The sequence below is a fragment of the Curtobacterium sp. MCBD17_021 genome (assembly GCF_003234525.1).
Taxonomy (GTDB): domain Bacteria; phylum Actinomycetota; class Actinomycetes; order Actinomycetales; family Microbacteriaceae; genus Curtobacterium.
The window spans coordinates 83,418-96,470 of record NZ_QKTS01000009.1 but is presented as its reverse complement, the minus strand read 5'-3'; the positions used below and the strand labels follow the sequence as shown (position 1 = coordinate 96,470).

Here is a 13,053-nt window from a genome sequence, read left to right as displayed (position 1 = left end):
GCCCGGCCCACGTCAGCCGACAGGCTCGCGTGGGCCGGGCCTCCCGTCCGGCCCCGCCGGGTCAGGGGACCGGGTCGATGAGGTGCGGACCGTCGTTCCGGACGCTGTTCACCGTGCGGGCGACCTCGTACTGCTGCAGGCCCGCCGCGACCTCGAGCGACTCCCGGTCGAGCAGGGCGAGCAGGTCGTCCGTGCCGGCACCCTCGCCGAGCCAGGCGTCGTAGCCGTCCGGGGTGAGGAACGCCGGCATGCGGTCGTGCACCTCGCCCGGGGCCACGTGGGCGCCCCGCGTGATGATCGCGAGTGACAGGCGCCACTTGTCCGGGTCGTCCTCGGGCTTGGTCGGGTCCGGCCACGCGCTCACCACGCCGGCCATCGCCAGTGCACCGCCGGGCTCGTGCACGAAGTGGGGTTCCTTGCCGTCCTCGCGCACGACCCACTCGTAGTAGCCCTGCGCGGGGACGATGCACCGGTTCGTGGCGAACGCCCGCTTGAACATGCCGCTCGTGGCCACGGTCTCGATGCGGGCGTTGATCGGCTTCGGGCGCTGCTTGGCGAAGTCCTTCGCCCAGCTCGGCACGAAGCCCCAGCTGATCTGCGGGAGCTCGCGCTGCCCGTGCCGCTGCCGGACCGCGTACACCGGGTCGGTCGGCGCGACGTTCCAGCTCGGGGCGAGACCGGAGTGCACCTCGCCGGTGTCCTCGTCGACGTGCTCGGTGCGCGCGGCGAGCTCCCCGACGAGCTCGGGCAAGAGGTCAGCGGTGGTGTCGGAGACGACGAAGCGGCCACACATGCCACCAGTGTGCCCGGCGCCGCCGACGTCGGTGCGGGCTCAGCCGGGTCCGCTTGACTGACCGCCGTGCAGACCCTCATCGTCACCGCCCACCCCGACCCGGACTCGCTCACGGCGGGCATCGCCCGACAGCTGCAGGCCGCCCTGCACCCCGGCGAGGTCGAGCTCGTCGACCTCGCCGCCGAGGGCTTCGACCCGCGCTTCGGCCCCGCTGACCGGGACGCCTACCGCGGCACCGGGACGCTCCCCGCCGACGTCGTCCGCGAACAGCAGCGGCTCGACACCGCCGACCACGTCGTGCTGGTGTTCCCCGTCCACTGGTGGTCGATGCCGGCGCTCATGAAGGGCTGGATCGACCGCGTGTTCGTCAACGGGTGGGCGTTCGACATCGACCCCGCCGGCGGGACGCGGCGGAACCTCGGGCGGCTCACCGTGCACCTGCTGCCGGTCGCCGGTGACGCGGCCGGCACGTACGAGCGACACGGCTACGAGCAGGCGCTGCGGACGCAGATCGAACACGGGATCGTGGACTACTGCGGGGCGGTCCGTGGGGCGACGGCGTTCGTGTACGAGTCGGAGCAGGACGACGACGCGGCCCGCCGAGCCCTGGTCGACGACGCCGTCCGGCGGATCGCACGGGCCGTCACCGGTGCTGCCGGCGCCGTCGGTGCTGCCGGCGTCGCCGACGGTCAGAGTACGGAGTAGCCGGCCGGCAGGGTGCCCCGGCCGGTCAGGGCGGCGAGCAGCAGGGGGCCGTCGCCGCGGTGCGCCCCGACCTCGGCGAGCAGCACGGCGGCGGCGACCACCGCTTGCTGCGGCGGGGCGAACGGGACCGAGGCGCCCGCTGCGGCCGCGGCGCGCGTGATGTCGCTGCCGTGCACGACCAGTTCGACGATGCGGGTACGGAGGTACTCCTCGACCGGCAGGCGGAGGCCGCCGACCACCGAGATGCGGGCACCCGTCGGGACCGCCGCGAGAGCAGCCAGGGCCTCGTCGCGAGCGGCCGTCACCGCGGCCTCCGGGTCGGTGCCGAGCGCTGCTCCGGCGGCGACACCGCGCGCAGCGACCTCGTCCGGGTCGGTCGCCGTGCCGGTGGCGGTCTCGAGGTAGTCCACCGCGTCGGAGAGGTCGGTCACGGTCGTCGAGGTGCGTCGGGACTCCAGACCGGTCCGGTCATGGTGGAGCGCCGTGGCGTACGTCGCCACCGTGACGAGCGCCCGGTTCGTGTGTCCGACGAGCGCGCGGAGGTCCCAGACGCCGAGCGCTGGCGAAGCCCAGAGCGCTGGGTCCTCGGCGGGGGAGGGCAGCGCGGTCACCAGGTCGACGAACGACGACGCGGTCGGGGCGAACAGTGCGCGGATGTCCATGGGCTCATCCTGCCGCGGCCGTCACCGGGCGGGGGTCAGACGTCGGGCAGGCCGACCTTCGACCCGGACGGGAACCGGTTCCGGCCGGTCGGGGTGGTCGATCCGGGCTCTGTCGGCGGGAGGGCAGCGGCGGCACGGTGGGCGCGCTCCGTCCGGCCGAGCCGGAGGATGCGGTCGGGAACGAGTCCGAGGTAGCCGAAGACCCACAAGAACGCGAGCGCAGACCGGCCGCCGAGCAAGAAGAGCGCGATGCCGGCGAACGCGAGTCCGATGAGGCCAGGAGCTGCCCGCATCACGTCGACGACGAGTGTCCGGCGCACCAAGGCAGTGTCGTTGAGGACGGCATCCCGGTCGTCGGGCTCGATGTCGGGCATCCGCCGCCCGAGGTACCGCTGCACCGAGGCCCGAGCGATCCGCATCGTGTCCGGCCGCACCTGGTACCCGTTGATCGTCGCCAGCGGTTCGTCCCTGCGTCGCATCGGGAAGCACGACACCGTGATGAGTCCGGCCGCCAGCGCCCCCAGGACGACGATGAGTGGGGACAGCCCCGGACCGGCGTCGATCCAGCCGGTCCCTGCGTCGGTCACTGCGAGCAGCACCCCGATGGCGACCGCGACGACGACGCCGACCAGCAGGGCGCGTCGGAGCCGGTCGACGGACACGTCCTGCCGGAACCGCGCGCGGAACACCTGCCACCCGAGTCGGTACACACCACCTGTCTACCGCTCAGGCCTCCTCGGCGGACGCTCGGTGCAGCGACGAGGTCAGGCAGTCCCGGTGCAGCGACGACGTCAGGCCGTCGTCCTCGGGGACGAGTCGGCCAGGCGCAGGACCGTCCGCCTCGGCAGCAGCGGCGCGATGCGACTGGTCCGCGTGTTCGCGTTGCCCGAGACGGCACTGACCGGGGGCGTCGACTTGTCGAGGGCACGGAGGGCCGCAGCGACGACCTGCTCGGGCGTCTCGAACCGCACCCGACCTTCGTCGGTGCCGGAGTTCCGGTAGAACTCGGTCTTCGTCGGACCGGGCGAGAAGGCCATGACGGTGACCCCGGAGTCGCGCAACTCGTACGCCAGCGCTTCGGTGAACCGCAGGACGAAGGCCTTCGAGGCTGCGTAGACCGCCATCCCCGGCGTCGGCATGTAGGCCGTGAGGCTCGCGACGTTGAGCAGCACGCCGCGGCCGGCGGACACGAGCCCGGGGAGGAACGCGTGGCACACGTCGACGACGGCGTCGATGTTGACGGCGAGCTGGTCCGCGAGTTCGGACGGCGTGCTGTCCACGAAGTCGCGGGTCAGACCGATGCCCGCGCAGTTCACCACCGTGTCCACGCGGACGCCCAGCCGGGCGAGCTCGGCGAGGAGGCGCGTGCCGCTCGACGGCTGCGTGAGGTCGAGCGGCACGACGGTCACCACCCGACCGTGCGCAGCCCGGAGCGACTGCGCCAGCTCCTCGAGGACGTCGGCCCGGCGTGCGACCAGCACCAGGTCGGCTCCGCGCGCGGCCAGGGCACGGGCGAACTCCCGACCGATGCCGGAACTCGCGCCGGTGACGAGGGCGGTCGTGTTGCGGTGGTCCATGCACTGCTCCTTCGGGGGCGACGGGTTGACGGGTGTAAACCTATGCGCTCGGTTGACGGGTGTCAACCAGCCCGTTGTGCGACAGTGGCTCCATGACGAACGCGTCGCGTACCCGCACGGGCGACCAGCTGCGCGACGACCTCCTCGCAGCCGCGACGGATCTGTTGTCGCAGCGACTGGCCGTCACCCCGCCGTCCCTCAGGGAGACCGCGCGCGCGTGCGGTGTCTCGGCGACCGCCGTGTACCGGCACTTCCCGTCGCAGCAGGCGCTGCTCATCGCCGTGGCCAGCCAGAGTCTCGCCGCGCTCGCCGCCGCGATCGAGGACTCCGGCGCGAGCGCGTCGACCGACGACCGCGCCTCGGCTCTCCGGCGCACCGCGAGCGCGTACGTGACGTGGGCGGTCGCGAACCCCGGGGCGTACCAGCTCTTGTTCGAGGGGCGGGACCTCCTGGAGGACCCGGCGCAGATCGAGTCCGGGATCGACCGACTGCAGAGCCGTCTCGACGCCCTCCTCGTCGGCCTGCCCGCGGGGGACCGCGACGAGCGGTTGCAGGCCGACCTGCTCTGGATCTCCCTGCACGGGCTCGTCGTCACCCGTATCCGGAAGACCCGACAGCAGTGGGAGCGCACGGTCGTCGAGGACGCCACCGCGCTCGTCGACGCCTTCATCGGCTGAGCCGGGCCGCCGCACACCCCCGTGCGCCGCCAGCACCCGGACACGCCCGACGCCGTGCACCAGCGGAACCGGTGAGCAGCCCGCGGCCGGGCCTCCTCAGCGATCGTCCAGCGACGGTCGATGACCTGGGCTCATGACTCTCGACATCGTCTACACCGCAGCCGCCCACGCCACCGGAGGCGGCCGCGACGGACACGTCCGCACCGAGGACGACCGCATCGACCTCGACACCCGCCCGCCGAAGGAGATGGGCGGCAGCGGTGAGGGCACGAACCCCGAGCAGCTCTTCGCCGCCGGGTACGCCGCGTGCTTCCTCGGCGCGCTGCACGTCGCCGGCAAGCAGCTCGAACTCGACACCACCGGCGCCGAGGTCTCCGCCGAGGTCAGCATCGGCGGCAACGGCGCGGGCGGCTTCGGTCTCGCGGTCGAGCTCGACGTCTACGCCCCTGCGGTCGAGGGGTCGTCGCGGCAGCGTCTGGTCGAGCTGGCGCACACCATCTGCCCGTACTCGAACGCCACCCGCGGCAACATCACGGTGACGCTCTCGCTCGTCGACTGAGCGCCTGGCGGTGCTCGCCGCTCCCTAGGCTGGAGCGGTGAGCACCGAGCGCTGCCCCTGTCTGAGCGGGAACCCCTACGACGAGTGCTGTGGCCCCCTGCACTCCGGCGCGCCCGCCCCCACCGCCGAGCGGCTCATGCGGTCGCGCTTCTCCGCCTTCGCGCTCGGCCTGCCCGCGTACCTGCTCGACAGCTGGCACCCGAGCACGCGCCCGGCGACGCTCGACCTCGACCCGGCGCAGCGGTGGACGCGGCTCGACATCGTCGCGGCCCGGTCGGGAGGCCCGTTCGACACCGCGGGCACGGTCACGTTCCGCGCGTGGTGGCGCACCGACACCGAGCGCGGGACGCTCGAGGAGACGAGCGAGTTCGTCCGCGAGGCCGGGCGCTGGTACTACATCGACGGCGTCGTGGCCTGACCGACCACGCTCGAGCCGGTACCGGGCGGGACGGGGGCGCCTGCGCGAGACGCCGCCGGATCGAGCGGCGTCTCGATCACTCGGCGGCGTCGAAGACAGACGGGGGCGTCTCGCGGCACCGCGCGCAGCGGTCGCGTGCAGTGGCCGCGCGTCAGCCGATCGTCGGCGGCAGTCCGACGGCGGCGCGCATCGACCGGCGGACCTCGGCCTCGTCGGGCAGCAGCTCGTCCTCGTCACCCGTCAGGAAGAAGCGGATCTGTCCGACGGCCTGCTCGCTGAGCATGTCGAGGCCGTTCAGCACGCGGCCCCCCGCCGCGTTCCACGCCGTGGAGGCCCGGGTCGGCCACGGCTCGTAGGCCACGTCGAACAGCACCGCGTCCGGACCCGACGGCACGAGGGGCAGGTCGTCCGCGGCGCCGCCCGGGAGGGTCGACACCACGAAGCCCATCGGCCCGGCGGACGACAGGTCGTCGAGCGGATGCACCTCGAGCGTCACGCCGAGCCGGGCGGCGAGCATGACGAGGTCGCCCGCCTTGCCGGTGTCGCGGAGGAACACCCGGACCAGGGACGCCCCGAGCCGCAGGGACGCGGTGAGGGCGCTCGCCGCGGTGGCTCCTCCACCCAGGATGGTGGCCTCGCCGGGGACGTGACCGAGTGCGGCGACCGGCCGCACGAGCCCGGCGACGTCCGTGTTCGCGCCGGCGAGGACGACCGAGGACCCCTCCTGGCGGAACGCGACCGTGTTCGCGACCCCGAGCTCGTCGACGAGCGGGGTCGTCCGGTCGAGGAGCGGTAGCACCTCGCGCTTGAGCGGCATCGTCAGACTGAGGCCCCGCCATTCCGGACCCAGCCCCGCGACGAACGCGGCGAGTTCGCCGGACGCGATCTCGTGCCTCCCGTACGAGAAGGGGAGACCGAGCACGTCGTAGGCCGCCGCGTGCAGCGCGGGGGAGAGCGAGTGGGCGATGGGGGAGCCGAGCACGGCGAGCTGCGTCCGGTCGGCGTCGGGGAAGGTCGGGGCCACGCGCGCAGCCTATCCGCGGGGCCCTCACCAGGCCTCCCGGAGGAGGAGCGCTTAGGTTAGGCTACCCTTCGTGATCCGTACCTCCCTCCCCAAGCGCCGCCTCGGGCGCGTGCTCGCCGCGGCCGGTGCCGTCGTCGCCGCCACCCTGGTCCTCTCCGGCTGCTCGTCGTCGAGCACGCCGTCCTCGTCCGACTCCTCCGACGGAGGCTCGTCGGACGGCGCTTTCCCGGTCTCCATCACGACCGGACTCGGCACGACGACGATCGACTCCGCCCCGAAGCGCGTCGTGGCCCTCGGCTGGGGCGACGCGGAGACGGCACTCGAACTCGGCGTGCAGCCCGTCGGCGCCAGTGACTGGCTCGCCTTCGGGGGCGAGGGCGTCGGACCCTGGTTGAAGGGTGCGTACGACAAGGCCCCGAAGATCATCGAGACGCTCGAGCCGAGCTACGAAGAGATCCTCAAGCTCGATCCCGACGTGATCCTCGACGTGAAGAGCTCGGGCGACAAGGACCGCTACGACAAGCTCTCCGCCATCGCCCCGACCGTCGCGATCCCGAAGGGTGGCGAGAACTACCTCGCCTCCACCGAGGAGCAGGTCGACATGATCTCGAAGGCGCTCGGCAAGGAGAGCGAGGGCAAGCAGCTCCTCGCCGACCTCGACGACTCGTACGCGGCAGCGCGTGAGGCGCACCCCGAGTTCGACGGCAAGACGGCTGCGATCGGCGCCTACACGTCCGAGGGCTTCGGCGTGTACGCCTCCCGCGACAGCCGGGCGACCTTCATGCAGAACCTCGGGTTCACGATCCCGGAAGCGATCGACGAGGCCGCCGGCAAGGAGTTCTCGGTCTCGCTGTCGAACGAGAACCTCGATCTGCTCGACGCTGACCTGACCGTCGTGCTGCCGATCTACGTCGAGGCGTCGAAGGCGTCGTCGGACCCGCTCTTCAAGAAGGTGCCGTCGGTCGAGGCCGGGCACGCCATCGTGATCGACGACTCGGACGTCTCGACGGCGTTCTCGCTCGGCACGACCGCGGCGATCGAGTGGGCGCTCGAGCGCCTGCCGGACGAGTTCGCGGCGAAGCTGGGCTGACGGCTGACGGCGGTCGGCGCTGGAGAGCGGCCTGCTGGCGCCGACTGGCCCTGCTGGCGCCGACCGGCCCTGTACGACGAGAACCGGCTCGAACCGCGGAACGACGCGGTTCGAGCCGGTTCGTGTTGGGCCGTGGCCGTGGCCGGGGCCAGCGACCGCAGGCGCGGGGGCGCCGCCGCGCGCGGTCAGGCGCCGAACGTCGACGCGAGGAACGCGAAGAGCAGCGCGATGAGCGGGAACGAGCCCTGCACGAAGGCCGAGTTCAGGTACTTCCGACCGGTGCCTGCCAGGACGACCGCCGCACCGAGCATGCTCGCGCAGGCGAAGACGACGAGGGTCCACCCCGTGGCGCCGTTGCCCGCCAGCACCAGCACGACACCGAGGACCGCGCCGATCGCGAGGAACAGGTTGTAGAAGCCCTGGTTGAAGGCCAGCGAGCGGGTGGCCTGCGCGTCGGCGTCCGAGGCGATCCCGAAGATGCGGCGGACGCGGGGACTCGTCCAGGCCACGGACTCCAGGAAGAAGATGTACACGTGCACGAGGCCCGCCAGGACCGCGAAGACGCCGGAGATCGCCAGCAGAACCGTCATGCAGCCATCATCTCAGGAGTGGAGGTGTGCTCTGGTCCGCCCCTCGTCGCGTCCGCGCTCGGTCAGTAGGCTCGGGGCATGAACGAGGCCCCGAGCACGAACGACGAAGACGCCGTCGCCGAACTCCAGAGCATCCGGCAGAGCATCGACAACATCGACGCCGCCGTGATCCACATGCTCGCCGAGCGCTTCAAGTACACACAGCGGGTGGGGTACCTCAAGGCCGCGGCGGGGATGCCGGCAGCCGACCCCTCACGCGAGCAGATCCAGGTCGCACGGTTGCGGTCCCTCGCTGCCGAATCGCACCTCGACCCGGCGTTCGCCGAGAAGTTCCTCAACTTCATCGTCGCGGAGGTCATCCACCACCACGAGCGCATCGCGGTCGGCGAGCTGTGAGCCTGCCGGGGCAGCACCTGCCCGAGCTGCACCTGCTCATCGGGTCGTACACGGCCACCGGCGGGGGGAACGCGACCGGCATCTCGATCGTCGGGTCGAGCGGTGCCGGCGCCGACGGGCCTGCGCTCGTCGCGTCGACCGTCGCCGTGCTGGACGACCCGTCGTTCCTGGCCGTCTCGGGGGACCGCGTGTACGCCGTCTCCGAGACCACCGACGGCGGGGTCCACGCCTTCCGCCGATCGGGTTCGTCGCTCGAACACCTCTGGGACGCATCCGCCGGTGGTGACGCGCCGTGCCACATCCGGGTCGACCCCGCCGGCGCGCTCGTCGTCACGACCTACGTCTCCGGCACCGTGACGGCGGTCTCGCTCGAGGCGGCCGAGTCGTACGCGGCCTCGGTGTCGGCCAGTGACGGGATCGTCGGCGGGCCTGGTGCCGCAGTCGGGGCCGGGGCCGGGGCTGACGGCGCCGGTACTGCCGCCGGACACGGGGTCGCCGGGCGGGGGACCGGGGTGTCCGCCGTGCTGCCCGACGCGGCCGTCGCGACCGAGGTCCTGCCCGACGCGACCGGTCCCGACGAGGACCGTCAGGACCGCCCACACGCGCACCAGTCGACCGCCACCCCGGACGGCACCGTCCTGGTCGCCGACCTCGGGGGCGACGCCCTGCACGAGTTCCGGGTCGCAGCGAACGCGACCTCGGTGTCGATCGAGCCCCTGCGGGTGCACCACGTCGCACCGGGGGCGGGGCCGCGGCACATGGCCTGGTTCGACGGGGACCTGCTCGTCGCCGGGGAGCTCGACGGTCACGTGTACCGGATGCGACGGGACGGGTCGGGGTCGTTCCGTGAGGTCTGCACGGCCGCCGCCTTCGACGGGCCGGTCGAGACCTCCCTGCTCAGCCACATCGAGGTCGACGAGCACGGGCTCGTCACGGTCGCGGTCCGGGGCCGCGACCAGATCGTGGTGCTCGACGCATCCGACGGCGGGCTCCGGGTCGTCGGGGCAGCGTCGGCGGGCGGCGTGTGGCCGCGGCACTTCGCGCGGGTGCCCGGGTACCTGCTCGTCGCGAACCAGATGTCGGACGCCGTCGCGGTGCTCCCCGTCGGCGACGACGGCGTGCCGGGCGAGGCGGTCGCGCAGATCGCCGTGGGCAGCCCGACCTGCATCGTGCCGCTCTGACCCGGGCTCGGGCGGGTCAGGCCGAGCAGCCCCGACCGGGGTTCACCCCGGTCAGGCCTGGTGGACCGGGACCTCGACGAGGTTCTCGAACGGCCGACCCTCGGCGAACGCCGACACCTGCCGGCGCACCAGGTCGAGCGATCGCGGCACGCTGAGGTCCGTGTTGCCCCCGACGTGCGGCGTGAGCACGGTGTTCGGCGTCGTCCACAGCGCATGACCGGCGGGCAGGGGCTCCGGGTCCGTGACGTCGAGCGCCGCCGACAGTCGGCCGGACCGCAGCTCGGCGACCAGGGCGTCGGTGTCCACGACCTTGCCGCGCGCCACGTTCACCAGGAGGGCGCCGTCGGGCAGCGCTGCCAGGATCCGCGCGTCCACCAGTCCCTCGGTCTCGTCGGTGAGCGGCGTGATGAGCACGAGTACGTCGGTGGTGCGGGCGAGCTCGGGCAGGTCACCGAACGCGTGCACCTGCCGGCCGTCCTGCTCCCGTGCGGTCCGGGCCACCACGGTCACCTCGGTGCGGAACGCCTCGAACCGTGTCGCGATGGCCGAGCCGATCGCACCGTAGCCGACCACGGTCACCCGACGGTCGGCCAGGGAACGGGTCTCGCGCGAGTCCCATCGCTGCTCGGTCCGGTCGAACTGGAACGCCGAGATCTCGCGGAGGGACGTCAGTGCGAGACCGACCGCCAGTTCGGCCGTCTCGTCGTCGTGGATGCCCCGGCCGTTCGCCAGGTGCGCGTGGCCGGGCACGTGCGGGATCGCCCACTCGTACCCGGCGCTCGGCAGCTGCAGCAGCTCGAGGTTCGGCAGGTCGTGCACGTACTGCCACCGGTGCCGTCCGCCGAAGTAGAACGGCAGGAAGGCGATGGCGACCTCATCGGCCCGGGGGTGCGGCGCTTCGACGTCCCAGACGTCGAGTTCGATGCCGTCCGGCACCGGGCCGAACCGGTCGACCAGTTCCTGGAAGGGCAGCGTGACGATCGGCACCGTGCTCAGGCGTCCGTGCGGGGCGAGAACGCGCCGTGGTCGTCGAGCGGCCCACGACCGATGTAGCCCTCGGTCACGTTCTCCTGGATGACGTCACCGAAGTGCGACGGCAGCGTGGCGCCGTGGGCACCGCGGAGCTCGTCGATCGTCGCCTCGAACGCACCCTGGACCTCGAGGGAGCCCGACGCCGCATCCGTCACGCCGATGCGCAGGACCGGGTAGCCCCGACCGTTGCACAGGCCCTGGAAGCGGACGTCGTCCTCGCGGCGGACGGTCACGATCACGCGACCGGTCGACTCCGAGAACAGCGCGGTCGCGGTGTCCACGCCGTCACGGGACTCGAGCTCGTCGAGCACGACGCGGGCGCCGAGCCCGAAACGCAGGACCGACTCGGCGAGGGTCTGGCCGAGGCCGCCGTCCGCCAGGTCGTGCGCGCTCGTCAGCAGCTGCTCGTCGGCAGCGGCGGCGATGAGCTCCGCCAGTGCCTTCTCACGCTGCAGATCCACCGCCGGCGGGCGTCCGCCGAGGTGCCCGTGCACGGTGCCGGCCCACGCCGAGCCGTCGAGCTCGAGGCTCGTCGTGCCGAGCAGGTAGATGTTGTGGCCGTCGTCCTGCCAGCCCGAGGGGATGCGCTTGGCGACGTCGTCGATCACGCCGAGCACACCGACGACGGGCGTCGGGTGGATCGGGGTGTCACCGGTCTGGTTGTAGAACGACACGTTGCCACCGGTGACCGGGATGCCGAGTTCCATGCAGCCGTCCGCGAGGCCTTCGACGGCCTCCGAGAACTGCCACATAACCTCGGGGTTCTCCGGCGACCCGAAGTTCAGGCAGTCGGTCACCGCGGCGGGGACGGCGCCGGTGACGGCGACGTTGCGGTAGGCCTCGGCCAGGGCGAGGCGAGCGCCCTGCTTCGGGTCGAGCTGGCAGTACCGGCCGTTGGCGTCCGTCGCGATGGCGACGCCCAGGCCGGTCTCCTCGTCGACGCGGATCATGCCGCCGTCGTCGGGGAAGGCGAGCGCGGTGTTGCCGAGCACGTACGTGTCGTACTGGTTCGTGACCCAGCGCTTGTCCGACAGGTTCGGGGACCCGAGCAGCTGCAGGAACTGCGCCTTGAGCGCGGGGCCCGTCTCCGGACGGTCGAGCGACTCGGCGCCGTCGGCCTGCAGCGCGTCGATCCACGTCGGGTAGGCGACGGGGCGCTCGTACACGGGGCCGTCGACCGCGACGGTGCGGGGGTCGACGTTGACGATCTCCTGGCCCTGCCAGTCGATGACGAGGCGGCCGGTACCGGTGACCTCGCCGAGGACGCTGGTCTCGACCTCCCACTTGCCGACGACCGCGAGGAACGCGTCGAGCTTCTCGGGGCGGACGACCGCCATCATGCGCTCCTGGCTCTCCGACATGAGGATCTCCTCTGCCGTGAGCGACGGGTCGCGCAGCAGGACGTCGTCGAGGGAGATGTGCATCCCACCGTCTCCGTTGCTCGCGAGCTCGCTCGTCGCGCAGGAGATGCCCGCGGCGCCGAGGTCCTGGATGCCCTCGACGAGCTCCTTCTGGAAGAGCTCGAGGCAGCACTCGATGAGGACCTTCTCGGCGAACGGGTCACCCACCTGGACGGCCGGGCGCTTGGTCGGGCCGCCCTCGGTGAAGGTGTCGGACGCCAGGATCGACGCACCGCCGATGCCGTCGCCACCCGTGCGGGCACCGAAGAGCACGACCTTGTTGCCCGCGCCGGAGGCGTTGGCGAGGTGCAGGTCCTCGTGGCGGAGGACGCCGACCGCCAGCGCGTTCACCAGCGGGTTGCCCTGGTACACCGGGTCGAAGTAGGTCTCGCCGCCGATGTTCGGCAGGCCGAGGCAGTTGCCGTAGAACGAGATGCCACCGACGACCCCGTGCACGACGCGAGCAGTGTCCTCGTGGTCGATCGCACCGAAGCGCAGCTGGTCCATCACCGCCACCGGACGGGCACCCATCGAGATGATGTCGCGGACGATGCCACCGACTCCCGTGGCGGCGCCCTGGTACGGCTCGACGTAGGACGGGTGGTTGTGCGACTCGACCTTGAAGGTCACCGCCCAACCGTCGCCCACGTCGACGACACCGGCGTTCTCGCCCATGCCGACCATGAGGTTCTTCTTCATCTCCGGCGTGACCTTCTGGCCGAACTGCCGGAGGTAGTTCTTGCTCGACTTGTACGAGCAGTGCTCCGACCACATGACGGAGTACATCGCGAGCTCGCCCGAGGTGGGTCGGCGGCCGAGGATCTCGCGGATCTTGGCGTACTCGTCGGCCTTGAGCCCGAGTGCCGCGTACGGCTGCTCCTTGTCGGGCGTCTCGGCGGCGTCCTGGACGGTGTCGGGCTTCGGGCGGACGGGCGTGGTCACGGTGTTG

The 13,053-nt window shown here is 72.2% G+C and carries 15 protein-coding genes; 7 read left to right on the top strand and 8 right to left on the bottom strand.

Annotated elements, in window-relative coordinates; translation table 11 throughout:
• Positions 1-61 precede the first annotated feature (61 nt).
• The gene (locus tag DEI83_RS09895) at positions 62-793 is read right to left on the bottom strand and encodes an SOS response-associated peptidase (RefSeq protein ID WP_111081784.1); all 732 of its coding nucleotides are present in this window, start codon (positions 791-793) and stop codon (positions 62-64) included.
• Between the two features lie 66 nt (positions 794-859).
• On the opposite strand from DEI83_RS09895, the gene DEI83_RS09890 reads away from it, so the two are divergent.
• Positions 860-1,498 (top strand): NAD(P)H-dependent oxidoreductase, encoded by a 639-nt coding sequence (locus DEI83_RS09890; protein WP_111081783.1) that lies wholly within the window; start codon positions 860-862, stop codon positions 1,496-1,498.
• Here DEI83_RS09890 and DEI83_RS09885 read toward each other — a convergent pair.
• The 3 genes from DEI83_RS09885 to DEI83_RS09875 form a co-directional block, all read right to left on the bottom strand.
• Complete coding sequence (locus tag DEI83_RS09885) at positions 1,483-2,160, bottom strand: maleylpyruvate isomerase N-terminal domain-containing protein (RefSeq protein WP_111081782.1); 678 nt, start codon at positions 2,158-2,160, stop codon at positions 1,483-1,485. The genes DEI83_RS09890 and DEI83_RS09885 overlap by 16 nt on opposite strands.
• 35 nt (positions 2,161-2,195) lie before the next feature.
• Positions 2,196-2,870 (bottom strand): hypothetical protein, encoded by a 675-nt coding sequence (locus tag DEI83_RS09880; protein ID WP_111081781.1) that lies wholly within the window; start codon positions 2,868-2,870, stop codon positions 2,196-2,198.
• 81 nt (positions 2,871-2,951) lie between these two features.
• On the bottom strand, positions 2,952-3,737 hold the full coding sequence (locus DEI83_RS09875) for an SDR family oxidoreductase (RefSeq protein ID WP_111081780.1): 786 nt from the start codon (positions 3,735-3,737) through the stop codon (positions 2,952-2,954).
• Between the two features lie 92 nt (positions 3,738-3,829).
• Here DEI83_RS09875 and DEI83_RS09870 point away from each other — a divergent pair, with 92 nt between their 5' ends.
• From DEI83_RS09870 to DEI83_RS09860, 3 genes are all read left to right on the top strand, one after another.
• Positions 3,830-4,414, top strand: a complete 585-nt coding sequence (locus tag DEI83_RS09870; RefSeq protein ID WP_111081779.1) for a TetR/AcrR family transcriptional regulator — start codon at positions 3,830-3,832, stop codon at positions 4,412-4,414.
• A gap of 133 nt (positions 4,415-4,547) precedes the next feature.
• Positions 4,548-4,973, top strand: a complete 426-nt coding sequence (locus tag DEI83_RS09865) for an organic hydroperoxide resistance protein (protein ID WP_111081778.1) — start codon at positions 4,548-4,550, stop codon at positions 4,971-4,973.
• A 37-nt stretch (positions 4,974-5,010) separates the two neighbouring features.
• The gene (locus tag DEI83_RS09860) at positions 5,011-5,391 is read left to right on the top strand and encodes a YchJ family protein (RefSeq protein ID WP_111081777.1); all 381 of its coding nucleotides are present in this window, start codon (positions 5,011-5,013) and stop codon (positions 5,389-5,391) included.
• A gap of 151 nt (positions 5,392-5,542) precedes the next feature.
• Here DEI83_RS09860 and DEI83_RS09855 read toward each other — a convergent pair whose 3' ends face one another.
• Positions 5,543-6,415 carry a shikimate dehydrogenase gene (locus DEI83_RS09855; protein ID WP_111081776.1) on the bottom strand — a complete coding sequence of 291 codons (873 nt, stop codon included), beginning with the start codon at positions 6,413-6,415 and terminating at the stop codon, positions 5,543-5,545.
• Positions 6,416-6,485: 70 nt separating this feature from the next.
• Here DEI83_RS09855 and DEI83_RS09850 point away from each other — a divergent pair, with 70 nt between their 5' ends.
• Positions 6,486-7,505 (top strand): iron-siderophore ABC transporter substrate-binding protein, encoded by a 1,020-nt coding sequence (locus DEI83_RS09850; RefSeq protein ID WP_258371158.1) that lies wholly within the window; start codon positions 6,486-6,488, stop codon positions 7,503-7,505.
• A 185-nt stretch (positions 7,506-7,690) separates the two neighbouring features.
• Here DEI83_RS09850 and DEI83_RS09845 read toward each other — a convergent pair whose 3' ends face one another.
• Positions 7,691-8,095, bottom strand: coding sequence for a DUF1304 domain-containing protein (locus tag DEI83_RS09845; RefSeq protein WP_220034282.1), 405 nt, complete (start codon positions 8,093-8,095; stop codon positions 7,691-7,693).
• Positions 8,096-8,173: 78 nt separating this feature from the next.
• On the opposite strand from DEI83_RS09845, the gene DEI83_RS09840 reads away from it, so the two are divergent.
• Positions 8,174-8,491, top strand: a complete 318-nt coding sequence (locus DEI83_RS09840; RefSeq protein WP_110823490.1) for a chorismate mutase — start codon at positions 8,174-8,176, stop codon at positions 8,489-8,491.
• On the top strand, positions 8,488-9,672 hold the full coding sequence (locus tag DEI83_RS15935; protein WP_181431158.1) for a beta-propeller fold lactonase family protein: 1,185 nt from the start codon (positions 8,488-8,490) through the stop codon (positions 9,670-9,672). Before DEI83_RS09840 ends, DEI83_RS15935 begins: the two co-directional genes overlap by 4 nt.
• Before the next feature lie 51 nt (positions 9,673-9,723).
• On the opposite strand, the gene DEI83_RS09825 is transcribed toward DEI83_RS15935, so the two are convergent.
• Together DEI83_RS09825 and purL are read right to left on the bottom strand one after the other, a co-directional pair.
• Positions 9,724-10,659, bottom strand: a complete 936-nt coding sequence (locus DEI83_RS09825; RefSeq protein ID WP_111081775.1) for a 2-hydroxyacid dehydrogenase — start codon at positions 10,657-10,659, stop codon at positions 9,724-9,726.
• 5 nt (positions 10,660-10,664) lie between these two features.
• Positions 10,665-13,046 (bottom strand): phosphoribosylformylglycinamidine synthase subunit PurL, encoded by a 2,382-nt coding sequence (gene purL / locus DEI83_RS09820; protein ID WP_258371157.1) that lies wholly within the window; start codon positions 13,044-13,046, stop codon positions 10,665-10,667.
• Between the last annotated feature and the right edge of the window lie 7 nt (positions 13,047-13,053).

Bases quoted from the DNA above. Each gene is read 5' to 3' on its own strand.
- DEI83_RS09865 (WP_111081778.1), top strand. From the start codon at position 4,548: ATGACTCTCGACATCGTCTACACCGCAGCCGCCCACGCCACCGGAGGC.
- DEI83_RS09885 (WP_111081782.1), bottom strand. From the start codon at position 2,160: ATGGACATCCGCGCACTGTTCGCCCCGACCGCGTCGTCGTTCGTCGAC.
- DEI83_RS09875 (WP_111081780.1), bottom strand. From the start codon at position 3,737: ATGGACCACCGCAACACGACCGCCCTCGTCACCGGCGCGAGTTCCGGC.
- DEI83_RS09840 (WP_110823490.1), top strand. From the start codon at position 8,174: ATGAACGAGGCCCCGAGCACGAACGACGAAGACGCCGTCGCCGAACTC.
- DEI83_RS09845 (WP_220034282.1), bottom strand. From the start codon at position 8,095: ATGACGGTTCTGCTGGCGATCTCCGGCGTCTTCGCGGTCCTGGCGGGC.
- DEI83_RS09895 (WP_111081784.1), bottom strand. From the start codon at position 793: ATGTGTGGCCGCTTCGTCGTCTCCGACACCACCGCTGACCTCTTGCCC.
- DEI83_RS09870 (WP_111081779.1), top strand. From the start codon at position 3,830: ATGACGAACGCGTCGCGTACCCGCACGGGCGACCAGCTGCGCGACGAC.